This window comes from Flavobacterium yafengii, from assembly GCF_030010375.1.
GTDB classification, from domain to species: domain Bacteria; phylum Bacteroidota; class Bacteroidia; order Flavobacteriales; family Flavobacteriaceae; genus Flavobacterium; species Flavobacterium yafengii.
Window position 1 is genome coordinate 197,388 of sequence record NZ_JASCRY010000002.1, and the last position, 25,626, is coordinate 223,013.

The following is a 25,626-nucleotide window of genomic DNA, read 5'->3' on the forward strand; positions in this document are numbered from 1 at the left end:
TAGAATAAAAAAATGCTTTACACTGCCTTCATTTTCGGTTTAATAAGTAGTTTTCACTGCATTGGAATGTGTGGTCCTATTGCTATGATGTTGCCCGTAGACAGAACGAATCAGACTAAAAAAGCGACTCAAATCATCACCTATCATTTAGGAAGATTAACGGCTTACACCACAATAGGCTTTGTTTTTGGACTGCTAGGAAAAGGTTTTTTTATGGCTGGTTTGCAACAGAATTTATCCATATTCATTGGTGTTGCCATGATTCTTATAGTTTTAACGCCTGATGAAATTTTTGCGAAATACAATTTTTCAAAACCAGTTTTTAAATTAATTTCTAAAATCAAAACGGCTTTAGGAAGTCAGTTTAGAAATAAGAGTTATAAATCCCTGTTCACTATTGGTTTACTGAATGGTTTTTTGCCTTGCGGAATGGTTTATGTCGCCTTGTTTGGCGCCATTGCCATGCAAAGTGAAAGTCTTGGGGTTTTGTATATGATTTTATTCGGATTAGGAACCGTTCCCATGATGAGCAGCGTCGTGTATATCAATTCATTCTTAACGGTGCCTATTCGAAACCGAATCCAGAAAGCGATTCCTTATGTAGCGGTATGCATTGGTTGCTTATTTATTTTAAGAGGATTGGGATTGGGGATTCCTTATATTTCCCCGTCGAATATGAGTTTGTTTATTCAATCTGACCCGAATTGTCATTAATTTTTTCATAAGTTAAGCATAGAAAAAACACGCCATTTAGCGTGCTTTTTTGTTTTGTAAGATTGTGAAACATTAGATTGTCATCGAAAATAATTCGGTTTCCGGTGCTTTTCTTTTCAAACGTAAATCAAATGCCATACAAATATTTCGAACATAAGGTTTCCCTTTTTCTGTAACGGTGATGCCATTGTCTTTAATGATTACTAAACCATCATTTTCCATTTCTTTCAATTGAATTAATACGTCTGGAATTTCATTGAAATACCCCTCTTTATTTTTCCAGGAAGTTTCAAATTGGCACATTAAATTCAGAATGTGTTTTCTGATGATGAGGTCTTCATTGGTCAATAAATGTCCTCTGAAAACTGGTAATTTGTTCCATTCTAGTATTTGATAATAGTCTTCCAGATTTTTTACATTCTGTGCAAAACTATACCAACTGTCACTGATGGAAGAAACTCCCAATCCAATCATTAATTGTGTTTTTGAAGAGCTGTAGCCCATGAAATTGCGATGTAATGTTCCATTATTAAAGGCTTTATACAAACTATCCGTTTCCAAAGCAAAATGATCCATTCCTATTTCATGATACCCGTTTTCATACAATAATTTTTTACCGGTTTCATAAAGCATTCTCTTTTTATCATCTTTTGGAATGTCTTCGTCATTAAAACCGCGTTGTCCATTTCCCTTAATCCAAGGAACGTGCGCGTAACTATAGAATGCCAATCGATCGGGTTGCAATGATTTTGTTTTCTCAATCGTATCAATTACATCTTCTACTTCCTGAAATGGCAATCCAAAAATGATGTCATGACCTATGGAAGTATACCCAATTTCTCGAGCCCAAAACGTAACTTTTGCCACATTATGAAAAGGCTGCAAACGGTGAATTGCTTTCTGAACTTTCTCTGAATAGTCCTGAACACCAAAACTCACTCTTCTAAAACCTAAATCGTAAAGCTTTTGCAAATGTTCATGCGTCGTGTTATTCGGATGACCTTCAAAACTAAACTCGTGATCTTTGGCTTTTTTGGCATGAACAAAAATACCATTTATTAAATCCTCTAAATTCTTTGTCGAAAAAAACGTTGGAGTTCCTCCACCCAAATGAATCTCTTTTATAGTTGGTTTTTCTCCAAGAATTTTACAATATAATGTCCATTCTTTCAAAACTGCTTCTATGTATGGATTTTCAACTCCATGATTCTTGGTAATACGCTTGTTACAGCCACAAAAAGTACATAAGCTTTCGCAAAAAGGCAAATGGATATACAAACTAATGCCTTCTGAAGAATTACTTTCTCTAAATGATTTCTTTAGCGTTTCAGCCCAAATGGCATCTGAAAAATCAGTTTCATCCCAATAGGGAACCGTTGGATAACTGGTGTATCTGGGGCCTGGAACATTGTATTTTTGAATTAAAGAATTTTTCATAGCGAAGTCATTTAATATTAATCAAAAGTAAAACGACTGCTCAACTATTAAAATGATAATTATCATATTGAAAAAACCTTTCATAAAAAAAGAGGCTTATAAAGCCTCTTTTTTAGAACAAAACAGTTTTTTAAACCGTAAGGCAATCCTGAATCATTTTTGTCCATTTTTTGGCTAGTTGATGATCTTCATACAAACAAACTTGACCAATTTGATCATTTTCAATTTTATAAAATGAAATAGATTCTATTTTTTTAGCTTCTTTGTATTGAAATTCAAATTCAATTTTTACAATCGTATCACTATTATTCTCTGTTGTTGGAACAAGTTTGCAGGATTGAACTGTATTTAAATCTACAAAAGAAACAACTTCTTCCTTTGCATTAAAATCGATCAAAAGAAATCCTTTATTTTTTTCGTCTAAAGCCAATACTTTTTTGTTTTGTGTTTCGGTCAATTCAAAATTAAAATGATTGTTTTGACTAAACTTATTTTTTATGGCTTTAATTTTTGCTTTGTTAATTGAAGATGACCTCATGGAATAAATTAGAGGAATAGCAATTATTAAAGTTAGTACAAGGCCAATTATTGTTACTGATGTATCCATTTTTTTTATTTTTTAGTTATTTGTAAAGCATGATAAGTTGAACTGAAAACCAAAAGGAATCAATTCAAAAGGGAAGATTAGATCTTCTAATTACGAAATCAGTGCTTCAAATCACCAAAAAAAATGGAAGGGAAAGAGTAGGAGCGAAACCATCTCACATCGATTGATGTCTTGTTTCGCGAAACGAATAAAGAATGTGCTAATTTTAAAATCCGGAATTGCAATCAGAAAATTTTCTAGATATTTTGCAATGGTGTAATCAGGAGTTTTATGATAGGAAGTAAATGTATTACTAACTTGAGGTTGTATGAAATCTGAAGAATGAATGCTGTCAACATAAACCGAAGAGCTTGATTTCTTTAATTGGATGGTGTGAATGGGAGCTTCACTTGCACTCAAGGCAAATAAAAAAGCTATTAAAAGCCCAATAAAAACAACTATTTTTCGAAACCAATTCATTTTGCAAATCTAAAATTTGTCACTCGATTTATATAATTTTTTCTAATAAATGAAAGTTAAAGTTTAGTGTTAGATAGTTTTCTTCCATAAAAAAACCTCGAACTGTTTAAGAACGAGGTTTCTATTTTTAACGATTATTGAAATTTACTGTTGGTTTAAATTTCTCAATTGTTTTAATTTTTCTTTCCAAACATCAAGGCTTTCCTTGTGAATAGCAATGTTTTTACGAACTTCTAATACAATAGAATTTTCTTTTTTTGCATTTCTGGTATTGGTAAAGAATTGAATGTTATTTTCCAATTGGAAAATTTCATTTTGAACTTCGTCAATCTTACGCATTAGGAAAATCTTTTCGTTATCCAGTTTTCGAGTGTCATTACTTTCAGACAAATGATCCATTCTATTCGCAAAACGCATCATATCAGTATCTTTTTTGCTCAAACTCAATTTTTCAAAAAGGGCATCCAGGATTTTATTGAATTTCCCTTCAATATGCCTTCTTGGGAAAGGCACTTTTCCGAAGTTTTTCCAGGTTTCGATATGCAATTTGATAGCATCCAAATCTGTTTTGTGATCTCCGGTCAACTGAAATTCTCTCAACGTTTCCAAGTAGGCTTTTTTATTATCAAAAGCTTCCACTTCTTCACCGTTTTCCTCATTCTTTTGCTCTTTTAATTTGTCAAAATAATGATTGCAGGCATCTTTAAACTCTTTCCAGATTTTATCTGAATATTTTCTTGGCACATGTCCTATCTGTTTCCACTCATCCTGAATTTGTTTCATGATAGGCGTAGTCACAGCAAAATCAACACTTTCTTGCAATTCTTTTGCTTTAGCAACAAGAACCGTTTTCTTGCTTAAATTGTCGTTTTGATCTTTCTTTATGTCTTTATAAAATGAATTTTTGAAAGAATTAAAATTTCTGACAGCAGTTTTAAAACCAGCCCAAGTTTCCTCATTCACATCCGATGGCACTTTTCCGGCAGAGAAAAAAGCAGTACGCAAGGCTTCCACTTTTTCTATTTGAGCCAGCCATTGTGTATGCGCATTTACTTTTTCAGTAGCCAAAACTTCAATTTTGGCAATAATTTCTTTTTTCTTTTCTAAATTCTCAAGTTCCGTTCCTCTTTGATTTTCGAACAAAACCTCACGTTTATCATGCATTTGTTTGGTCAAATCGCTAAACTTGTTCCAAATCGCGTCACGATGTTCTCTGGAAACAGGACCAATGTCTTCTTTCCAAATTCTATGTAAATCCTGTAGTTCTCTGAATGCTTTGTTGATATCGGCTTCATTCACCAATTCTTCTACACGCGCTACAATTTTTTGTTTTTGCTCTAAATTATGTTTGAAATCTAAATCTCTGGCTTCTCGGTCTAAATGCAGATAATCGTAGAAATTTTCCACATGAAAATGGAAATTGTTCCAAACGTGGTTGTATTTATCTTTTGGAATCGGTCCGGCAGTTTTCCATCGTTCTCTTAAATCATTAAAATGTTTTAAAGTGTCTTTGATGTTTTCCTGAGGGTTAATCAACTCTTTCAATTCTTCAACAATAGCCAAACGGTTTTCTAAATTTGTTTTTAGATTCGTTTGTAAACTCTTGAAATGGGTATTTTTAGTATCTCTAAAAAGAGAATAATATTTATCAAAACTTGTTTTTAGTGGAGAATGATATTGAAATTCTTCATTTGGATCTTGATTTTCAGCTAGAAACTCTTCTTTTTTCTCTTCAAGAAGGTGATTGTATTTAGCCAAAAATGCTTTTTTGATTTCCTCAATATGTTCCTTAAAAGACATCACTTTTTCATTAGAAACTAAACTTTTCAGTTCGTCTACCAGTGCTTCAAGTGACAAGGTATCATAATCCTGCATTGGAATTTCATGACGCTCCTTCAACGTTTCATCTTCACTTTCGGCAGCATTTGTTTCGGCAATAGCATCTAGTACAGTCTGGTTTTCAGTCTCTGTAATAGGTTCGTTCGCTAGCAACTCTACATCATTTAGAGTTACATCATTATCTTCTGCAGGAATAGTAGTAACAATGTCACTAGTTTCCGTTTCCAAAACTTCTGGTTCTAATGGAGTAGATTCAACAGAATTGTGTTCTAAATTTCCATCTGCCTCAAGCAGGTTATCATTCTTTTCTTCTAACATTTTTTCAATGTGTAAGGTTTCTATTTTTTTTATCGAACACGAAAGATAGTAAAGGAGCACGAAATTTCAAAATAAATCCTTTATTTATAGTCGTTTTAGGTTAGCAAATAGTTCTTTTTGAAGCAATTTCCTGCTGTTCGCTGTATCTTTTTTGCCTCTGAATAACGAGGCAAAAAAGGATGCCGCTTCCATCAGGGCTAGGGTTTTGGGAATTCAATTGTAATTTTTTTTCTCAAGTTCGATATGTTATTGCAAACAAAAAACCACTCAAAAAGAGTGGTTTTTTACGTACTCAAATACGTGTAAGAAGTTAACTCCGTATTTATATTATTTATTCCAAATCTTCCAGGCTTTCTCTGCTTGAAAAATAAGCATATCCAAACCATTTTTGATTTGTGCTCCTTGTTGTTTGGCTTTTTTAAGGAATTGCGTTTCAGCAGGATTATAAATCAAATCATAAGCAATATGCTTCTCCGTAAAAAATTCGTATGGAATTAATGGAAACGCCTCCACATTAGGACTTGTTCCTACCGGAGTAGCATTTATGATGATTTGGTAATTATCAAATGTAGTTGCGTTGATTCGGTCGTAATCAATTCCATTTTCTTTGGTTTCTCTCGAAACAAAAGTATACGGAATGTCCAGTTCGTCCAAAGCAAAAGCGACTCCTTTAGAAGCGCCTCCTGTGCCTAAAATCAAAGCTTTTTTATGGTGCGGTTGCAATAACGGTTCTAATGATTTTTTGAAACCATAATAATCCGTATTGTAGCCTTTTAGTTTTCCTTTTTTGGTAATTTTAATGGTATTTACAGCACCAATTAATTCTGCTTTTTTAGATAATTTATCCAGAAATGGAAGTATCGTTTCCTTGTATGGAATGGTAACATTCAATCCTTTTAAATCCGAAGTGTTTTTAATTACCTCTGGAAAGGCTGCTATTTCGGGAATATCAAAATTTTCATAAGTACAACCGGCAAAGTTTTCGCTATTGAATTTATCTGTAAAATATCCTTTAGAAAATGAATAACTAATGTTGCGTCCTAATAATCCAAAGCGTTTTCTAACTGTATCAACCATTATTGTTTTTTATGTTTTGCAATATAATTCTGCACCATTTTTTTTGCCCAAACTACTGGAAATAAATCTTCTAAAAGAATGTAATTGTCAAAATTTAATCGCAAAGCATTGCTTAAATGGAATTTTGCTTTTGTATTGTCTGTTAGCATAAAATACAATCCAGCCAAACGGTATTCGATTTCATTCTCTTCCGGAAAATACTCTGAAGCTTGTAATAAAGTTTGAATGGCACTTTCGAATTCCCCTAAAAACTGAAGAATATCCACCCAGAATAACCAAGTGTCTAAACCATAATCACCAAATTCCACTGCTTTTCTGTAGCCAAATTCAGCTTCTTCAAAGAAGTTCATTTGTTTATTAATAGTCGCAAAACGTTTCCAATACAAACGGTTTTGGTTGTCAATAGCTAATGCTTTGTTGACATAAAACAACGCTTTTTGGTAATTTTTTTGACGTACGTAAAAGTCAGTGATGGCAATCCAGCCTTTGTCTAAAAGTGGATCTTCATGTACGGTTTGATTGAAATATTTTAATGCTAAAGCTTTATTACCCAGTTTTTCATAACATTTCCCCATTCGAAGTAAAGCGTACGAAGTTGCATCATCTAGTTCGATGGTTCTGCTGTAGCTTTCAATGGCTTCATCGTATTTTTTTAATCGCTCAAAAGCTTTTGCTTTTTCCATGAAAGCGCCAAGGAATTCATCATCGATTAAAGTGGCATAATCAAAGGCGCGAATCGCATTTTCATATTCTTTAACTCCATAATGCAAACGACCCAGTTGATGCCAGGCGATTTCACTGTAGGGGTTTTTGTCAATGTATTTATTCAAATAGGTAATTGCTTCTTGGTTTTGATCTAAAAACTCAAAACAATACACTACGTTGTACAATGCTGATTGGTCTTCAAGATCTTCTTCCAGACACTTGATAAAGCTTTCTTTTGCCATTTCAAGATTATCCATAAAAAGGTATTCCATGCCTATTAAATTATAGACATCAGCATAATCATCGGTGTATTTTAATGCTATTTTTAATAATTCAACCGCCTTTTCGTGTTGGTCTCTTTTAGAGCAGATATTGGCTTTTTGAATGTAAATTTCTTCATTGGTTGGTTCAATGGCATACAACTCATTTAATAGCTTTTCGGCTAATTCGAGTTTGTCATCATAGACCAACATTTCCACTTGAACTAATTTTAGTCCGGTAGATTTTGGGTGTTGTTCCAATGCTAGTTTGAGTGCTTTTTTTGCCAAAGCGGCCTTACCCATATCGAGATAATGAAGAATAATTTCTTCAAATTCTTCGGAGTCAAAAAAGAGAACTTTGTTGGTTTTCAACATGGACTCAAATTTAGACAGGGATAAGTTATAGTCTTCTTCTTCGTTGCTTAATTGCATACTGTGTGTTTTTAATTTGGCCTAAATAAATTTAGGTAATCGCGCTTGTACTGTGAGGGAAAGTTAGAATTGTTGTGAACAATTTAATTAACAAAAAAAGGGTTGGTTTAAACGGATGCCATAGCCCCGATTACTTCACTGTATTTTTATTCTCATTGGAGTTCAGTGAACTTCGTTTGAAGTGGAAATCCCACGCTTTTCGCGTGGATTGCAACGTATAGCGGGAAATAGCTCCCAATTCCTATATTTTTAACTATTAATTCTTGTTCAAAATTTCATCCATTACTTCAAGTATGATACTGCAACCTTCTCGTATTTCTTCTTCAGAAATGGTAAGAGGAGGTGTTATTCTAATGGCGCAACCTTCAAACAGTAACCAGAATAAAATGAGTCCTTTGTCTTGACATTTAAGAATCACTTCGTTTGTTATATCGGCACTTTTGGTCATTGCTGCCAGCATCAATCCTTTTCCTCTTATTTCTTGTATCAAAGGATGTACCAAAAGTGATCTGAATAGCTTTTCTTTCTCCATCGCTTCGGCCATGAGATTGGTCTCAGTTATTTCCTGCAAAGTCGCCAAGCAGGCTGACGCAATGACAGGGTGACCTCCAAAAGTTGTGATATGCCCAAGTTTTGGATTATCGCTCAACAAATCCATCATTGCCGATGAAGCTGTAAAAGCGCCTACTGGCATACCGCCGCCCATTCCTTTTCCCATAACTACAATATCAGGAACGACATCATAATTTTGGAATCCGAAAAGTTTTCCGGTTCTCCCAAAGCCCGGTTGGATTTCGTCAAGAATCATCATAACACCAACTTCGGTACAGCGCTCGCGTACTTTTTTAAGGAAATCATTGTGTGGCTGAATAAATCCGGCGCCACCTTGAATGGTTTCCAGAATAATTCCAGCCGTTTTAGTCGTTATTTTTTGTAAATCTTCTTCATTATTGAAGGTGATAAAATCAACATCAGGAATCAACGGACGAAAGATTTGTTTGCGTTCTTCAAATCCCATGACGCTCATAGAACCCATAGTATTTCCATGATACGCATTATGACATGAAATCAACTGACTTCTTCCTGTGGTTCTTCTGGCGAGTTTTAAAGCACCTTCAATGGCTTCGGTTCCTGAATTGACCAAATAGGTTTTGTCTAAAGGTGCGGGTAGGAGCGAGGCTAACAATTTGCAATATTGAACTGCAGGACTTTGTGAATATTCGCCATAAACCATCACGTGAGAATATTTGTCTAACTGATCTTTGATGGCTTGATTGACTCTTGGGTGTTGGTGTCCCAAAGCGCAAGCGGAAACTCCAGCCACAAAATCCAAGTATTTCTTAGAATTAGTATCGTAAATGTAAGAACCTACAGCATGCGACACTTCCATACCCAATGGATACGGTGAGGTTTGCGCTTGGTATTTTAAGAAATCGGTATTCAAAATTTATTTGTTTAATCGTTTATTTGTTTAGTCGTTTTTAGAAAAACTGAATACTGCGACTGAACACTATTTTTTCCCTTTCTTCTTATCGTAATTCAGGGTTTCTTTTCGGATTTTCATAGGAATATCCTCTTTGGCTTTAGCCGCCTCAGTAGCTTTTGTTATTTTGTCGTTGTCTTCATTTTCTTCTGGAGGAAAAATATCGTCCTTGGATTTTATTCGTTCCTCGCCCCGCCAGACTAGTCCTCGCAGTTTACGGGCATTTTCCGGCAATTCTTTTTCGGGATAGATTTCGCCATCTACTTGCTGAAAAAAGGTGATGGTTTCGATTTCATTTTTTTCTAAAATAAGATTGATTTTACTGCTCACATTCTTATTGATACCAATGAGTTCTTGCGCTTCGTTCCGCATGTAATAGATGACTTCGGCATTTTTTACAATATCGACATCATGAAGTTTTCCTTCCTCAAATTTGCCATAGAGATTTTGTCCCTTGACTTGATTATAGCCGGTTCCTATCGTGTCTTTGGAGACTATAAACGTATTATTGAGCACTTTGAGTGAATCTAGTTTTTTGGTGTTGTTGTTTCCTATAAGATGCATCACATCACCTGTAATTTGATTTTCTGCGTTCCAAAGTATCGGATTTCCAATCATTTTTGTCAAAGCAGTTTTAGAACTCGAATGAATCGAATCGCATTTGCCACTCATATCTGTTTTGAAGAATCGGACATTATTGAACGCTCTTATAATTCGATTTCCTTCTTTTCCGGTAACCATTAATTTTTTTCCGTGGATGTAAACCGAGTCATTTTCGACAAAATTCACGGCAACGGCTCTTTTGGTCACATACATCGAATCTAGTTTTTTATACACTTCGGCATAATGTCCTTTTACAATTCCGCGATTGATGGAATCCGTTATTTTTACATTTCGTGTTGCCGATGCAAATTCCCGGTTTCGGTCATAATACAAACTATCCCCTTTAATCACTCTATCATCGTATCTGATATAGGATTTATTCAGGAAATGCGCCAGATTTTTTTTGGTATCATAAAAGCCTTTTTCGGTATAAATATAATTGGCTTTACTGGTAATGGTTGATGGTCCAAAAAGATACGAATGCCCGGAATTACTAAAATAATCCAAGTGATTTGATTTTATAACATACGTTGGATTTGTGATGGTAACCGCTGTCAGGAATTGGAATTTCTTTTGTTTTACATAATACCTGCCTGAATTGCTTTTTAGCGTATTGTCTTTGTTCGTAATTGTCCCTGGAGTATCGTAAAATACTTCTTGAATGTTTCGGTCAAAATTAATTATTTCCGTTGTCAAAGTCGCATCTGGGGAACTCATTACGGCATCTCCGGAAGCGTATGCTTTTTTTACATTTCCGTTGTATTCCGCATATTTACTGTTTAAAAATAAAGTGTCTCCTTGTACCATTTGTACATTTCCAAAAGCCTTGATGTAGTTTTCTTTTTGGAAATAATAGGCTTTGTTACACGTCATTACCACGCCATCATGATTGACACGTACGTTTCCGATTAGCAATAAGGCATCAGGAACTTCTACTTGATTTACATCGGCAAAATCAGAGTTTTCTACAATAATTTTTTTGGGGGCTTGCGCCAAAACCAAATTAGTAACAAGCAGTATCAAACAATAACGAAGGAAAAATAGCGATTTCTTCAATGGATTTAATTTTTGTCAAATTTATGAAAAAGGAAACAATCCTAATCCATATTAGGATTTATTTATAATTAGTGAAAAGGGCAGGGAAAGCTATTACTTTTCCTGTTTAAAGTTATCAACAAATGGCATAACTCCTTCGTTGTAGTATCTATTTTTGAAAACAGAATTATTTAATTTCAAACGATATAGACTTCTTTTATTTAAAAAATATTAAATTTAAAAATTGATACTCATTTTATTGTCAAAAGAATTGAAATCGGTATATATAATTTTATATGATGAAAAAAATAACTATTGTTGCAGGGATAAGCGTGGTGCTTTTGGCAACAGCTTGTAAAACAAAAGATTTAAAAATGAATGCAGAACAGAAAGAGTCAGTCTCTAATAAGAAAGAAGTTGTATATCAGGTTTTTACCCGATTATTCGGAAATAAAAATACTACCAATAAACCTTGGGGAATCATTGAAGAAAATGGAGTAGGGAAGTTCAACGATTTTACCGATACAGCGTTACGGGAAATAAAGGATTTGGGTGTTACTTATGTCTGGTATACCGGAGTTCCGCATCATGCTTTGATACGGGATTATTCGGCTATTGGGATTTCCAATGATGATCCGGAAGTGGTAAAAGGGCGGGCAGGTTCGCCTTATGCCGTAAAAGATTACTACAATGTAAATCCAGATTTGGCCGTAAATCCTGCTAATCGGTTGCAAGAATTTGAAGCTTTGATTGCGCGAACTCACAAAGCGGGATTAAAAGTAATTATTGATATTGTTCCGAATCACATTGCACGTAAGTATGAAGGAAAAAGTAATCCGGCAGGTGTTAGAGATTTTGGTGCTGATGATGATACAACTGTTGAATACAAAAGAGATAATAACTTTTATTATATTCCAAATACGCACTTTGAAATCCCCGATACGGATAAACCATTAAATGGAGAAAAGAATCCTTTAATTGATGGTAAATTTGAAGAAAGTCCCGCAAAATGGACTGGCAACGGTTCTCGTTTAGCCAAACCTGATAAGAATGACTGGTACGAAACCATAAAAGTAAATTACGGAATTCGTCCGGATGGCTCCAAAGATTTCCCGGAACTTCCGGCTGGTTTTGATACCAAATCGTATCAGGAACATTTCGATTTTTGGAAAGGAAAAGATGTTCCAGATTCTTGGGATAAATTCAAAGATATTGCTTTGTATTGGACTGCAAAAGGAGTGGATGGTTTTCGATTTGACATGGCCGAAATGGTTCCGTATGAATTTTGGAGTTATATGAATTCAGCCATTAAAGTAAATAATCCAGATGCTTTTTTATTAGCCGAAGTTTACAATCCTAAAGAATATAGAAATTACATTCATTTAGGTAAAATGGATTATTTATATGACAAAGTAGAAACCTATGATAAATTAAAAGATATCATTCAAGGAAGATCTTTACCTGATGGATTATCAGACATACAAAACGGAATGGCAGATATTGAGCATAATATGTTGCATTTTTTGGATAATCATGATGAACAGCGTTTGGCTAGCCCGGAATTTGCAGGAACACCACAAAAAGGAAAACCTCTGATGGTGGTTTCAACTACCATAAGCACTTCGCCTACGATGGTTTATTTTGGTCAGGAAGTAGGTGAGGCTGGGAATGAAAATGCAGGATTTGGAACCCATTCCAGAACTTCAATTTTTGATTATATTGGAGTTCCAAATCACCAACGCTGGATGAACGGCGGGAAATTTGATGGAGGTCAGTTATCGCAGTATGAAAAAGAGTTGCGTGATTTTTATAAGAAATTGTTGAATTTCTCTTTGAATAGTTCGGCTTTAATGGGTAAATACCAAGAAATTCAAACGGTGAATCGCCAATCAACTCAAGGTTACGATCCGGGGATTTATGCTTTCACACGTTGGTCTGCTACTCAAAAACTAATAGTTGTCACTAATTTTTCTTGGCTTACCGCCAGCAATTTCGAATTAAAAATCCCTTCAGAGATCATTCAAAAATGGAATTTGAAAGATGGAAATTACACATTAACGGATCAGTTATACAATAAAAGTTCCGTTCAACTGAAAGTTTTGAATGGTGAAGGAAAAGTACAAATTACAATCGCACCTTCGGAATCGTTTATTTATCAATTGTAAGACATACTTTAAAATTAATTTTTAAATTTTTAAACTGATTTTTAATGACAAAAATATTCACAATTTGTTTACTGTTTTTAATTTCCTTGGTAACCTTTGCACAAAAAGATTTCACGCCTAATTGGAGTAAAGGAGTAGTTTGGTATCAAATATTCCCGGATCGGTTTCATAATGGAGATCCTTCAAACGATCCAAAAGTGAATGATCAAGATGGTGCATATCCTTTTGATATAACTTCTGATTTTCAAATTCATCCTTGGACAAGCGATTGGTATGAATTGCAACCTTACGAAAAGAAAAATGGTAAAGATATTTATTACAATCTTCAACGCAGACGCTATGGTGGAGATTTGCAAGGAGTTATTGATAAGTTGGATTACCTGCAATCATTGGGTATTAACGCTATTTATATGAATCCTGTTTTTTGGGCGCCTTCTTCTCATAAGTATGATGCATTGTGCTACCATCATATTGATCCATCATTTGGACCAGATCCTGAAGGTGATAAAAAATTAATTGCAAATGAAGACCCTTTAAATCCAGAAAAATGGGTTTGGACAAAAGCAGATTTACTGGCGCTAAAACTTATTGATGAAGTGCATAAACGTAAAATGTTTATCATTTTTGATGGCGTTTTCAACCATTTGGGAGTAAACAGTTTTGCTTTTCGTGATGTGGAGGAAAAACAAGAAAAATCAGCTTACAAAGATTGGTTTATGGTTGACAGTTGGAAAAATGCTGTCAAAGGCACCAAGTTTGAATACCAAGGATGGTTTGGTATAAAAACGTTACCGGAGTTTAAAGAGGATGAAAATGGAATTGTTTCAGGTCCTAAAAAATATATTTTTGATGCTACCAAGCGTTGGATGAATCCAATGAATAAAGGCGCTCAATACGGAATTGACGGTTGGCGATTAGATGTGGCGTATTGTATTGCACATCCTTTTTGGAAAGATTGGCGAAAAGTGGTAAAATCAATTAATAGCGAAGCCTATCTGACTGCTGAATTGGTTGATCCCATTGAAAAAACAAAACCTTATTTAAGCGGAGACGAATTTGATGCGACGATGAATTATAATTTTTCTTTCCTGGTACATGATTTTTTTGTGCAAGATGCAAAAGGGATTTCTGTAACCCAATTTGATGCCCAATTGAAGGAATTGTGTGAAGGATTTGGCGAAGGTGTTGCAATGAATATGCAGAATCTTGTAGGAAGCCACGATGCTACCCGTATAGCTAGTGCAGTTGCAAATCCTGACGGAAAGAAATTTGGCGACTGGGGAGCGTATTTTAATTGGAGCCAGAAAAGTAATAATAGCAGTTATAATGCTCGAAAACCTACCAGCAAACAATTGGAAAAACAAAAATTAATTGCGGCGTTTCAAATGTTATATTTGGGTTCACCAATGATTTATTATGGAGATGAAACTGGTATGTGGGGAAGTAATGACCCTGATTGTCGTAAACCTATGGTATGGAATGACAAAAATTATAGCGCAGAAATATTAAATCCCGACCAAAGTAAACATGAGGCGGATAAAGTGGACTTCAATACTGATTTATTTAATTGGTATAAAAAATTCATTGGTTTACGCAATCAATACGAGGCAATCAGGATTGGGAATTACACAACAATTGAAACAAATGATACTGAAAAGACTTATGCCTTTAGCCGTAAACTTGGCACTCAAGAAGTGATTGTAATTATAAACCGAAGTGATAAAAATGTTCATTTCACCAATCTAATTCTTAAAAAAGGAAAATTCAGAGACGTTTTTACTAAAAAAGCAATGAAAAATCTAGTGATAAAACCTATGGATATTGTAGTATTGAGTAATGTCATTTACTAATTCCTTGAAAATTGTAACTAAAAAAGCTGAAACAAAATCAATTTTGTTTCAGCTTTTTTAGTACTCTTTAAAAGTTACTTGGTGATTGTATTTTTAGAATCTTTTCGTCTCTAAAACAAACTGATTCCCGGGGTATTGTGCATCTGAATTATCCTCGGCGGTAATAAATATTTTTTTAGGTTTAAATGCAGTAACGGTTTCAAATGTTGCTTTTAGTTTTGAAGACATAAATGGATTGTTACTTTGTATCTGCCCAATGTTTTTTACCATAGACTCATCGGTTTCCATCCAAACTACATAGGTGTTCTTTGAAGGTTCCAATCTTTTTGCTTCGGCTAAATTATCTATTTTTATTTTAATCGCAAAATTGTTGTTATTGTCTTTTTTAACAGTAACCTGACCTCGAGCAGCAGGAACTACAGATGACGTCAAGAATACAACTTTCTTGGCACAAGAAGTGAGAGAAAATAAAAGTAGAGCTGCAGAAGCACTTAATAAAACATTTCTTGAAAAAAAAATTAATTTTAAAGTTTTCATTTTATTTGAATTTTTATTTGATTTAACTATTCATGTAAAGGTTGCTCTTTATCTAGCTATAGTTGTTATAAAATTCAAAAATATGTTGTGAAATTTACGGGTTATTTCGTGTTTTTATTTCTTTAAAATAGCATCGTAATTTTCAGCAACTTTATTCCAATTAATTACATTGAAAAATGCATCAATATAATTTTTTCGTCGGTATTGGTAGTCTAAATAATAAGCGTGCTCCCAAACATCTAAAGCTAATATTGGAGTTCCGGGAACAGCTGCATTACGCATCAAAGGATTGTCTTGATTAGGAGTACTAGTTACTTGTAGCTTTCCGGTTCTGTCTACTATAAGCCACGCCCAACCGGAACCAAATTGTTTTGTTGCTTCGTTTTTAAATAATGTCATAAAGTCTTCAAATGAACCAAAATCTTTAATAATAGCTTCTGCTAATGCATTTGTTGGTTCCCCTCCAGCTTTTGGAGCCATACATTTCCAATATAAGGAATGATTGTAAAATCCACCGGCATTGTTACGAAGAGCAGCATCATTAGGATCTAATTTTGACAACACTTCTTCGATTGTCAAATTTTCTAAAGGCGTTCCCAGTACCGCTTTATTCAAATTATTGGTATAGGTAAGATAATGTTTGGAATAATGCATTTCTAAAGTTGTCGCTGAGATATTTGGTGCCAACGCATTATAAGCGTAAGGTAATTTTTCTAGCTGAAAAGACCCTTCTTCTGCTTTTACGTCATCGGGAGATCCCATGATGGCAACAGTTTGTTCCGTTGTAGGTAAAGGAACTTCGACAACCTCTGTTAATTTCTTATTATTACAAGAAAGTAAAGTCATAAACAAAAATAAAACAGAAATTAAAAGATGCAGCTTTTTCATAATTTGTATTATTTTTTAATCAGTATATTAATAATTTCAATGTATTGTTCTTTTGCCTGTTCAGGAGTCAGATGGCTAATTTGCATCCAGGCGTTAGTTTTAAAAGCATCTCTCAAATGGTATGATGATGTTTGTTTTAAATCTAAAGTTCCAAAAGTAGCTTGTTTATAAAAAGCATAAAGGCGCAATTGGACATCTTGAGGTAAAGATGCCTGCGTCATTTCAGAGGCTATTTCTACTGCTTCTAAAAACCGAGTATCTAAATCTTTTTCAATCATGCTTATTTTGTAGCAATAATAGTTTTTCCTCCAATTGCTTTTTGATTCAATACAACATTTACTTGTGTTCCTAGTGGTAAAAAGATATCGACTCTTGAACCAAATTTTATGAAACCAGCGTCAGTTCCCTGAATTACTTGCATTCCTTCTTCGGCGTAATTTACGATTCTTCGTGCCAAAGCTCCAGCAATTTGACGGTATAAAATCTCACCAAAGGTTTTGTTTTCGATGACAACCGTAGTTCTTTCGTTTTCTTCACTGGCTTTAGGATGCCAAGCCACCAAAAATTTCCCAGGATGGTATTTACTGAATTTTACAATTCCACTCAATCCATAACGCGTAACATGTACGTTGATTGGAGACATGAAAATAGAGATTTGTAAACGTTTATCTTTGAAATACTCACTTTCAACTACTTCTTCAATAACTACAACTTTTCCATCTACAGGAGCAAGAATATAATTTTCATTGATTATCACTGTTCTTTTTGGATTCCTGAAAAATTGCAGAATGATAATCAAAAGTAACAAAGTAGCTATTTGTATAGCCATTTTGATCCAGTTGGTGTCAATGAAATTGTCAGACAATAAAAGGACAACAGCTGTGAAAATGGTGCCTAATAAAATAGATTGGGTTCCTTCTTTATGAAACATAGTTTAAAATTTGATAAAATAAAAATATAATTGGTGCTACAAATATAACACTATCTAATCGATCTAGGATGCCTCCATGGCCAGGCATTATGTTTCCGCTGTCTTTTACGCCTGCAATACGTTTGAATTTAGATTCAATTAAGTCTCCTATAGTACCTGCAATTCCAACAATAACAGCTATAGAAGTCCAAATTAGAATGGATCTGTCGCTAAATTCAGGATTAGCCTTTATGTAATATTTCGAGATTAAATAACCAGCCAAAACTGCAAAAATGATTCCGCCAAGGAACCCTTCAATTGTTTTTTTAGGGGATATTTTTTCAAATAATTTGGTTCGGCCTAAAGATTTGCCTACAATATAGGCAAAGGTATCGTTGGTCCAGATTAAGATAAATAATCCAATTATAATTTTTGGATTATAATCATTTATTCCAAATGAAATTTTAGTGATGAACACAAAAGGGAGAATAATATACCCTAATAAATAGAGGTATTTTGATGAAGTGCTTATTTTTTGAATGTTATCATAAAATAAAAAAAGAATACATTTTATAGATACTACTAATGCTATGACCAATAAAACGACATCTAATTGTTGGATATTTACTGCTATTTCTAAATCAGTATTGAAGATTTGATTTATCGTATCAGTAGCGATTTTATTGTAATGACTTACGAATGTGACTGTAGTGTATAAGACTGTTCCAAAAAGTATTGGAAAGACTTTATGTATTTGAATTAAGTTACAAAATTCATAAACTGCAATAATCAGAAATATACCAAAAAGGATAAAAAAGCTTTCAGTAGAATATAAAATAGAAGCAAGTAATAATAGAATATAAATAGCTCCTGATATACCTCGTTTTAGAGTTTCATTCATCTTAAAGATCTTCTAAAAGCAATAAATATAGATTTTTTGCCGAACTTCCGTATTGTGTAAAATCTTCTTCTTTAGCTTTCTCGAAATATTTTATTGTGGTAATATTGGTAGGATAATCTCTTTCGTATTTCTTTTTTATAGCACTAAGTCCATCGCTTTTTGCAGCAAGAATTTGGCTTGTATTCGCTATAATGATAATATTGGTAGGTAGCTCGTTTGGTTTGTTTTGTTTAATTTGTTTGGAAGAAAATAAAATAGAACCTTCTTCTGCAATTAAATTTTCACAGCTCGCAAGAAGAAATTTAGGATTAGCAGGCTTGTTGTAAGTAAGTTTATTATCATCAAGCATTCCAAAAAGATTTGGTTCATAGCACAAAACTTCGCTTTCAAACCAATCGTTTTCTTCTAATATGTTTTCAAATTGTTCTTTTATTTCTTCAGAATTTTCACAATACAAAAATTTACCACCATTTTTTTTAAAATTGTAGATGAATTTTTCATCTATAGAGGTTGCATTATCAGTATTGGATTTACTAAATTCACTTTCTTGATCTTCATCAGAAGCCGGATTGCTAGAACCAAAAATTTTTCTAAAAAGACTCATATTTTTGTAAAATACTATAATTTGTTATTTGAAAACGTCCAAAGATAAAAAAATCTTAATTCAAAAGTAGTTTTTGAATTAAGATTTTAAAAATAATTAAATAATTTATTGTGTTTTCTAAGATACTACTTCCTCAAGATTTTTATCAAATGTTCTTTTTCCGAAAATAGCTTCTAAATCATCTTTAAAAATGACTTCTTTCTCGATTAAGATATTTGCCAGTTGATTTAGTTTGTCTTTGTTTTCTTCTAATATTTGAATGGCTCTTTGGTATTGACCTTCAATTAGTAATGAAATTTCTTCATCAATAACTCTGGCTGTTTCTTCTGAATACGGTTTAGAAAAGTTGTATTCGCTTTGTCCAGTTGAATCGTAATAGGTTACGTTTCCAATTTTTTCATTCAAACCATAAACAGTTACCATAGCGCGGGCTTGTTTTGTAACTTTTTCCAAGTCGCTTAATGCACCAGTTGAAATTCTGTTAAAAGTTACTTTTTCAGCAGCTCTTCCGCCCATAGTCGCACACATTTCATCTAGCATTTGATCAGGACGAACAATTAAACGTTCTTCTGGCAAGTACCAAGCGGCTCCTAAACTTTGTCCTCTAGGAACAATAGTAACTTTAATTAATGGAGCTGCATGTTCCAGCATCCAACTAACTGTTGCGTGTCCTGCTTCATGAATAGCGATTGCTTTCTTCTCATCAGGAGTTACAATTTTATTTTTCTTTTCAAGACCACCTACAATTCTGTCTACAGCATCAAGGAAATCTTGTTTGTCAACTGCAGTCTTGTTGTTTCTAGCGGCAATCAAAGCTGCTTCATTACATACGTTTGCGATATCAGCACCCGAGAAACCAGGAGTTTGTTTGGCTAAAAAGTCAGTATCTAATCCTTCAATTTTTTTCAAAGGAGCTAAGTGTACTTTAAAAATTTCAGCACGTTCACGAATGTCTGGTAAGTCTACAAAAATTTGTCTGTCAAAACGACCTGCACGCATTAATGCTTTGTCCAATACATCAGCTCTGTTTGTCGCAGCTAAAACAATTACATTAGAATTTGTTCCAAAACCGTCCATTTCTGTCAGTAATTGGTTCAATGTATTCTCACGTTCGTCATTTCCACCAGACATATTGCTTTTTCCTCTAGCTCTACCTACTGCATCAATTTCATCAATAAATATAATCGCAGGAGATTTTTCTTTGGCTTGTTTGAATAAATCACGCACACGGGATGCACCTACACCTACAAACATTTCAACAAAATCAGAACCGGATAAAGAGAAGAATGGTACTTGGGCCTCACCAGCTACAGCTTTTGCCAATAAGGTTTTTCCAGTTCCTGGAGGTCCTACCAGTAAAGCTCCTTTTGGTATTTTCCCGCCCAGATTAGTGTATTTTTCAGGGTTTTTCAAGAATTCAACAATTTCTTGTATTTCTTCTTTTGCTCCTTCTAAACCAGCTACATCTTTAAAAGTAGTTTTGATATCTGTTTTTTCGTCAAAAAGTTTAGCTTTAGATTTTCCAATGTTAAAAATCTGTCCGCCACCGCCACCAGCACCGCCACCAGACATTTTTCTCATGATAAATATCCAAACGGCAATAATGATAATGATTGGTAATAAACTGATTAAAATATCCGACCAGTTGTTTTTTGGTAAGAAGTTAAAATCTTTCAATTTACCTTCAGCAACAGCTTTTTCCAGTTTGTTTTGGAAAATCTGATCGTTACCAATGTCAAAAGTATAATGAGGACCTTTGTTAGGTCTGTCAAATACGTCTTTAGAAACTTTTTTGTGTGCTGCATCTTTCAATGCTGCTGCATTAAGAAAAACTTCAGCTTCAGTTTTGTTGTAAACTATAACTTTTTCAATCTGGCCTTTTTCTAAATAATCGTTAAATTTAGAAGAAGTTAATTGACCTGGTTCGTTTAAGCTAGAACCACCAGTTATAAAACTTATAAACAAGAAAATTAATAATATTGCAGTATAAATTAACCAAGGGCTTACTTTAAACTTATTCGAATTTGGATTATTATCTTTAGCCATTACTAGGAGTTATGTTTCTTTAGTATTTGTTTTCAATGGTAGTTATTTTTGCATCGCCCCATAAACTTTCGATGTTGTAGTATTCACGGATGTGTTTTTGAAATACATGAACTACAATATTTACATAATCCATTAGTACCCATTCTGCATTATCAGTTCCTTCAACATGCCAAGGCTTGTCTTTTAATTCTTTGGATACTGTTTTTTGAATGGAGTTGACTATAGCGTTAACTTGTGTGTTTGAATTACCATTGCAGATGATGAAATAGTCGCAAACTGCGGTGTCTATCTCTCTTAAATCAAGAATATCAATATCATTTCCTTTTACCTCTTCTATCCCCTTAATGATGTTCGCTAATAGAACGTCATTATTTATAGTCTTTTTCGCCATGAATTATTTTTATATATAAGTTTGTAAAGTTACCATTTTTTGTGATTATTTTTGAACCTTAACACAATATTAAATTCTGTTTCACAAAAAACTGTATATGAAACTAATCAAACTCGATGCCATAGATTCTACAAACGAATTCCTTAAAGGCTTATCGAATAAACAAGAGTTGGAAAACTTTACTGTTGTAACCGCAGAGAATCAAACAAAGGGGAAAGGCCAAATGGGCGCTGTTTGGGCTTCTGAGACGAGTAAAAACTTAATAATGAGTCTTTTGGTTAAGGATTTTTTAGTTGATATTTGTCAGATTTTCAATCTGAATATTGCAGTTTCGCTTGCTGTAATTGAAGTTTTGGAATCATTTAAGATTCCTAATCTTAGTATCAAATGGCCTAACGACATAATGTCATACAACAAAAAAATAGGTGGCATTTTGATAGAAAACAGTATCAAAAGTGACGGAACGATTGTTTCTATTGTAGGTTTAGGACTAAATGTGAATCAAACCAATTTTGAAAATTTACCAAAAGCCTCTTCTTTGACGGTAATTTGTGATGCAAAATTTGATAAAGACGAACTGCTTTTTTCCATTTGTGACGCAATAGAAAAAAATGTAAAGTTATGTAAACACAGTCCTGCAGGTTTATGGTCTGATTATAGCAATAAATTATATAAAAAAGGTTTGCCAATGCCTTTTTCAGATCAAAAGAATCAAAATTTTATGGGAATTATTCAAGGAGTTTCCTCGGTTGGAAAACTACAGGTTCTTCTGGAAGATGACAGCATTGCTGAATTTGATATTAAAGAAATTCAAATGTTGTATTAACGGCTGATTGTTGCAATTAAACAAGAAACCCTTTCAGTTTGCACTAAAAGGGTTTCTTGTTTATTTTAAACTATTTTTTTATAACTTGGTCATATTCCCAGCCAAAGTTTCGATGAATTTACCAATAGGACCTTTAATCATCATAGCCATCATAGGATTGAAATCACCTTCGAAATCAAGTTTTACATCACTGGAGTTCTCAGAAACTGAATCGATGTTCGCTATCAATGTAAATGGAAGTTTATCACTCGCAGCTCCCAAAACAATTTTGCTTGGAGCTACTTTTTCTTTCATTTTTAGCTTAATTTCTGGCATTCCTTTTAATCCAAAAATAAAAGCATCGTCACCAATAACTTCAAATTTAGCAATGTTTTCGGGCATTAATTTTTCGAAGTTCTTTACATCACTCAATAAATCAAACAATTCTTGAGCTGATTTTGAGACACTAACTTTTGGACTTTCTAAGTTCATATTTCCAGTATTTTATTTTATATTTTTTTAAACTCCAATATTCCAAGTGGATGGACTCCCATTCCATTCTCTTAAAGTTTGTTCTTCCTCTTCCGTAATATATCTTTTGGCTACAGCCAAATTCAATAAGTTTTGATAATTGCTTAGCGTGTATAAATCCAGATGCGCATTTTTAAAATTGGTGTCAGCAACATCAAAACCATAGGTAAAGATTGCTGCCATTCCTTTTACATTCGCTCCAGCTTCACGTAAAGCTTCAACGGCAAGTAAACTACTGTTTCCAGTACTAATCAAATCTTCTACAACAATTACATTTTGTCCTTTTTGTAAAAAACCTTCTACTTGGTTTAGTCTTCCGTGCTTTTTTGGTTCTGGGCGAACATATACAAATGGTAATCCCAAACTTTCCGCTACGAGCATTCCAATTCCTATTGCTCCAGTGGCTACACCGGCAATAACATCTGGTTTACCAAATTGTTTTTCAATATTTTTGGAAAATTCATCTCGGACATAATTCCTTACGGCTGGAAATGAGAGGATTAATCGGTTGTCACAATAAATAGGCGATTTCCATCCAGAAGCCCATGTAAAAGGATTTCTTGGATTCAATTTAATTGCATTTATTTGCAAAAGAAATTCGGCTGTTTTTTCGGCTGTATCTTTATTAAAAATCATAGTACAAATGTATAAAGTTTTTGTTAACGACAAACCACTTTTTTTGACAAATCACATCTCTAAAGAGACCGATTTTCAATTATTCTTGTTAGAGAGTATTGATATAGAGCAACTTATAGTAAAAATATTTCAAAATAAAATTCAAAAAGCATACTTGTATCATCCTGATGAAAGCGTGATTATGAAGACTTTGAAAGCAAAAATACCTGTTGCCAAGGCTGGTGGTGGTTTAGTTTACAATAAAAAAGGTGAAGTTTTATTCATTTTTAGAAACGGAAAATGGGATTTGCCCAAAGGCGGCATCGAAAAAGGAGAAGAAATTGATGCCACAGCCATGCGTGAAGTAGAGGAAGAAACAGGTGTGAATGGCTTGACTATATCTCATAAACTTCAAAAAACCTATCATGTTTTTAGACGTAATGGAAAATACAAATTGAAAATTACACATTGGTTTGAAATGCAATCTGATTTTGAAGGAACACCACAAGGACAATTAGACGAAGGAATCGAAAAAGTGGCTTGGATGAATCCGGAACAAATTAAAGAGGCGTTAAAAAACTCTTATGAGAACATAAAATTATTATTTGAAGAAGAAAAGCTCCTGAAATAGGAGCTTTTTTTTATTTTAAAATACGATACACAGGATATTGTAAATGTGCCTTTTCATAATAAACGGAATGTTTATAAATCCAATCCAATTGCGCTTCGGGGTTATTAATAAAATTGATGTCGCTTTGTTTTTTATATTCGAATTCAGCTTTTAATTTTGGATTTTCTTTTAAAATCTGTGTAGCGGAATCTTCAAAAACATAATCAGAATACCCTTCTTTTTGTTGTAACATCGTATCGAAAAAGTTCCAGTTGAAAAAAGAATCTATTGCTTCGGGTTCCAATGTTTCCAATACGTATTTTATTCCCTTTTGTTGTGTGGGAATAACGTAATCTCCTTTGGCGAAAGCCACTTTCTCCATTTTAGCGGTTACCGAAGTGTTTCGGTGTAAATAATGGCCTTCATACGCTGAATTTGTCGTTTTAAAGTCCGCTATTTTATAACTTTCCACTTCAATTATAGTGTCATTTTTTAGTTGACGATAGGAGATAGTATTGTTCTTAAATAATTCAATTACAGGCCAAAATCCTCTTGGAATGATATACGCTTCCGGAATGATTATCTCTTTTACTGATTTGAATTCCTTGCTGTACGGAATGTCTTTTTTGAATGGTTTTGTTTTGTCATAAAACAAGCGATTTCCTGATGTTACATCACTTTTTTTGTAACTGGCTTCATAGCCTAAAAACGAAAAAGGAATCGTTTTTGTACTGTCAATTTCCCATTTTATGGTGTACGATTGCTGTGGTTTATACTGCTCTTCATTTTTCAATCGCAATTGCTTAATTTTTTGGTAATTCGTATCCGTAAAATCGATTGCTGAGCGCATGTATTCGTACGTCACTTTCAAGCGATCGGCATATTTTTTAAGCATGTGCGTTTCCACCACAAACCCAATTGTATTGAACAACGAAGTATAGCCCGTTGCAAATCGTGGGCTTTCAAAAAATTGTCCGAAACCTTTGTCCGGTGTGTCCTGAAAAGCATTAACATAAGGTGTAGTTTCGATGTTCTTTTTTTGTAAATCTTGGACCAAAGCAGGCATCATTTCAGTATTTAAAAAATCACCTAAAACGGTTCCTAGTTTATTATGTTGGGTCATAATATAAGTGAGTTTATATTGGTAATCTGCGCCATTGCTAACGTGATTGTCAATAAAAACATCGGCATTTATTTTATGGAATATTTCCACAAAACTTTTCGTGTTTCGGGTATCGGACTTGATGAAATCCCGGTTCAAATCATAGTTTCTGGCATTGCCACGAAAGCCATAAATTTCCGGTCCATCCTGATTGGCTCTTGAAGTGGAATTTCTGTTTAAAGCGCCTCCAATATTATACACTGGAATACAAACGATAACCGTATTTTTAGGAGCTTTTATTTTGCCCAAAGCTAAATCTCTAAACAATTGCATACTGGCGTCAATTCCGTCTGGTTCGCCTGCGTGAATGCCGTTATTAAGCAAAATCACCGCTTTGTTTTTTTGGATGGTTCCAAAATCAAATTGTTTTTCAGGATTAAAAACAATCATGTGCAACGGTTCACCGCTGTCTGTCAATCCCATTTTTTGCATTTCGATAGTAGGGAAATCATCCGCCAGAAGTTTATAATAAGCGATTGTTTCTTGATAACTAGCAGATTGATTTCCATTGCCTTTTTCGAAAAAAGTATCGTATTTATTCGTTTTTTGTGCAAATGAGTTGATGGAGAATAGTAAAAAAAGGAATGTGAAAAATCTCATATTTCGGTTTTTAAATGGAATTTCAAATGTAGCTTTTTTTCG

At 33.9% G+C, this 25,626-nt stretch carries 24 protein-coding genes; 5 read left to right on the forward strand and 19 right to left on the reverse strand.

What is annotated here, in order from left to right; all coding sequences use genetic code 11:
* The first annotated feature begins 12 nt into the window (after positions 1-12).
* Complete coding sequence (locus tag QLS97_RS08425) at positions 13-714, forward strand: sulfite exporter TauE/SafE family protein (RefSeq protein WP_282715853.1); 702 nt, start codon at positions 13-15, stop codon at positions 712-714.
* Positions 715-786: 72 nt separating this feature from the next.
* Here the strand turns inward: QLS97_RS08425 and hemN are convergent, their stop codons facing one another.
* From hemN to QLS97_RS08465, 8 genes are all read right to left on the reverse strand, one after another.
* A complete protein-coding gene (gene hemN / locus QLS97_RS08430; RefSeq protein ID WP_282715855.1) occupies positions 787-2,151 on the reverse strand; it encodes an oxygen-independent coproporphyrinogen III oxidase in 1,365 nt (454 codons plus the stop codon).
* Positions 2,152-2,281: 130 nt separating this feature from the next.
* Positions 2,282-2,758 (reverse strand): hypothetical protein, encoded by a 477-nt coding sequence (locus QLS97_RS08435; RefSeq protein WP_282715857.1) that lies wholly within the window; start codon positions 2,756-2,758, stop codon positions 2,282-2,284.
* Positions 2,759-2,869: 111 nt separating this feature from the next.
* Entirely contained in the window at positions 2,870-3,217 is a 348-nt protein-coding gene (locus tag QLS97_RS08440; RefSeq protein WP_282715860.1) for a hypothetical protein, read from the reverse strand.
* Between the two features lie 144 nt (positions 3,218-3,361).
* Positions 3,362-5,374, reverse strand: a complete 2,013-nt coding sequence (locus QLS97_RS08445) for a DUF349 domain-containing protein (RefSeq protein WP_282715862.1) — start codon at positions 5,372-5,374, stop codon at positions 3,362-3,364.
* A 327-nt stretch (positions 5,375-5,701) separates the two neighbouring features.
* On the reverse strand, positions 5,702-6,451 hold the full coding sequence (locus QLS97_RS08450) for a shikimate dehydrogenase family protein (protein WP_282715864.1): 750 nt from the start codon (positions 6,449-6,451) through the stop codon (positions 5,702-5,704).
* Positions 6,451-7,848: a tetratricopeptide repeat protein gene (locus QLS97_RS08455; protein WP_282715866.1), complete on the reverse strand. Its 1,398-nt coding sequence runs from the start codon at positions 7,846-7,848 to the stop codon at positions 6,451-6,453. The genes QLS97_RS08450 and QLS97_RS08455 overlap by 1 nt, the downstream gene beginning before the upstream one ends.
* A 256-nt stretch (positions 7,849-8,104) precedes the next feature.
* Entirely contained in the window at positions 8,105-9,292 is a 1,188-nt protein-coding gene (locus QLS97_RS08460) for an aspartate aminotransferase family protein (protein ID WP_282715868.1), read from the reverse strand.
* A gap of 66 nt (positions 9,293-9,358) precedes the next feature.
* A complete protein-coding gene (locus QLS97_RS08465; RefSeq protein WP_282715870.1) occupies positions 9,359-10,990 on the reverse strand; it encodes an OstA-like protein in 1,632 nt (543 codons plus the stop codon).
* A 275-nt stretch (positions 10,991-11,265) separates the two neighbouring features.
* On the opposite strand from QLS97_RS08465, the gene QLS97_RS08470 reads away from it, so the two are divergent.
* Entirely contained in the window at positions 11,266-13,134 is a 1,869-nt protein-coding gene (locus tag QLS97_RS08470) for an alpha-amylase family protein (RefSeq protein WP_282715872.1), read from the forward strand.
* A 44-nt stretch (positions 13,135-13,178) separates the two neighbouring features.
* Positions 13,179-14,984, forward strand: coding sequence for a glycoside hydrolase family 13 protein (locus QLS97_RS08475; protein WP_282715874.1), 1,806 nt, complete (start codon positions 13,179-13,181; stop codon positions 14,982-14,984).
* 93 nt (positions 14,985-15,077) lie between these two features.
* Here QLS97_RS08475 and QLS97_RS08480 read toward each other — a convergent pair whose 3' ends face one another.
* From QLS97_RS08480 to rsfS, 8 genes are all read right to left on the reverse strand, one after another.
* Positions 15,078-15,521: a hypothetical protein gene (locus QLS97_RS08480; RefSeq protein ID WP_282715876.1), complete on the reverse strand. Its 444-nt coding sequence runs from the start codon at positions 15,519-15,521 to the stop codon at positions 15,078-15,080.
* A gap of 114 nt (positions 15,522-15,635) precedes the next feature.
* Positions 15,636-16,409 (reverse strand): superoxide dismutase, encoded by a 774-nt coding sequence (locus tag QLS97_RS08485; RefSeq protein WP_282715878.1) that lies wholly within the window; start codon positions 16,407-16,409, stop codon positions 15,636-15,638.
* A gap of 8 nt (positions 16,410-16,417) precedes the next feature.
* Positions 16,418-16,687 (reverse strand): acyl-CoA-binding protein, encoded by a 270-nt coding sequence (locus tag QLS97_RS08490; RefSeq protein WP_282715881.1) that lies wholly within the window; start codon positions 16,685-16,687, stop codon positions 16,418-16,420.
* Between the two features lie 2 nt (positions 16,688-16,689).
* On the reverse strand, positions 16,690-17,340 hold the full coding sequence (locus tag QLS97_RS08495) for a phosphatidylserine decarboxylase family protein (protein ID WP_282715883.1): 651 nt from the start codon (positions 17,338-17,340) through the stop codon (positions 16,690-16,692).
* Positions 17,330-18,220 (reverse strand): phosphatidate cytidylyltransferase, encoded by an 891-nt coding sequence (locus QLS97_RS08500; protein WP_282715885.1) that lies wholly within the window; start codon positions 18,218-18,220, stop codon positions 17,330-17,332. The genes QLS97_RS08495 and QLS97_RS08500 overlap by 11 nt, the downstream gene beginning before the upstream one ends.
* Position 18,221: 1 nt before the next feature.
* Positions 18,222-18,824, reverse strand: a complete 603-nt coding sequence (locus QLS97_RS08505) for an LUD domain-containing protein (RefSeq protein WP_282715887.1) — start codon at positions 18,822-18,824, stop codon at positions 18,222-18,224.
* 117 nt (positions 18,825-18,941) lie between these two features.
* The gene (gene ftsH / locus QLS97_RS08510; protein ID WP_282715889.1) at positions 18,942-20,870 is read right to left on the reverse strand and encodes an ATP-dependent zinc metalloprotease FtsH; all 1,929 of its coding nucleotides are present in this window, start codon (positions 20,868-20,870) and stop codon (positions 18,942-18,944) included.
* Positions 20,871-20,889: 19 nt separating this feature from the next.
* A complete protein-coding gene (gene rsfS / locus QLS97_RS08515; RefSeq protein ID WP_039109645.1) occupies positions 20,890-21,261 on the reverse strand; it encodes a ribosome silencing factor in 372 nt (123 codons plus the stop codon).
* Positions 21,262-21,358: 97 nt separating this feature from the next.
* Here rsfS and QLS97_RS08520 point away from each other — a divergent pair, with 97 nt between their 5' ends.
* Positions 21,359-22,087 carry a biotin--[acetyl-CoA-carboxylase] ligase gene (locus QLS97_RS08520; RefSeq protein WP_282715893.1) on the forward strand — a complete coding sequence of 243 codons (729 nt, stop codon included), beginning with the start codon at positions 21,359-21,361 and terminating at the stop codon, positions 22,085-22,087.
* A 78-nt stretch (positions 22,088-22,165) separates the two neighbouring features.
* Here QLS97_RS08520 and QLS97_RS08525 read toward each other — a convergent pair whose 3' ends face one another.
* The gene (locus QLS97_RS08525) at positions 22,166-22,558 is read right to left on the reverse strand and encodes an SRPBCC family protein (protein ID WP_282715895.1); all 393 of its coding nucleotides are present in this window, start codon (positions 22,556-22,558) and stop codon (positions 22,166-22,168) included.
* A 27-nt stretch (positions 22,559-22,585) separates the two neighbouring features.
* Positions 22,586-23,233, reverse strand: a complete 648-nt coding sequence (gene pyrE, locus QLS97_RS08530; RefSeq protein WP_282715896.1) for an orotate phosphoribosyltransferase — start codon at positions 23,231-23,233, stop codon at positions 22,586-22,588.
* Positions 23,234-23,240: 7 nt separating this feature from the next.
* Here pyrE and QLS97_RS08535 point away from each other — a divergent pair, with 7 nt between their 5' ends.
* Complete coding sequence (locus QLS97_RS08535; protein WP_282715898.1) at positions 23,241-23,843, forward strand: NUDIX hydrolase; 603 nt, start codon at positions 23,241-23,243, stop codon at positions 23,841-23,843.
* 10 nt (positions 23,844-23,853) lie between these two features.
* Here QLS97_RS08535 and QLS97_RS08540 read toward each other — a convergent pair whose 3' ends face one another.
* Positions 23,854-25,584, reverse strand: coding sequence for a M14 family metallopeptidase (locus QLS97_RS08540; protein ID WP_282715900.1), 1,731 nt, complete (start codon positions 25,582-25,584; stop codon positions 23,854-23,856).
* Positions 25,585-25,626: the final 42 nt, after the last annotated feature.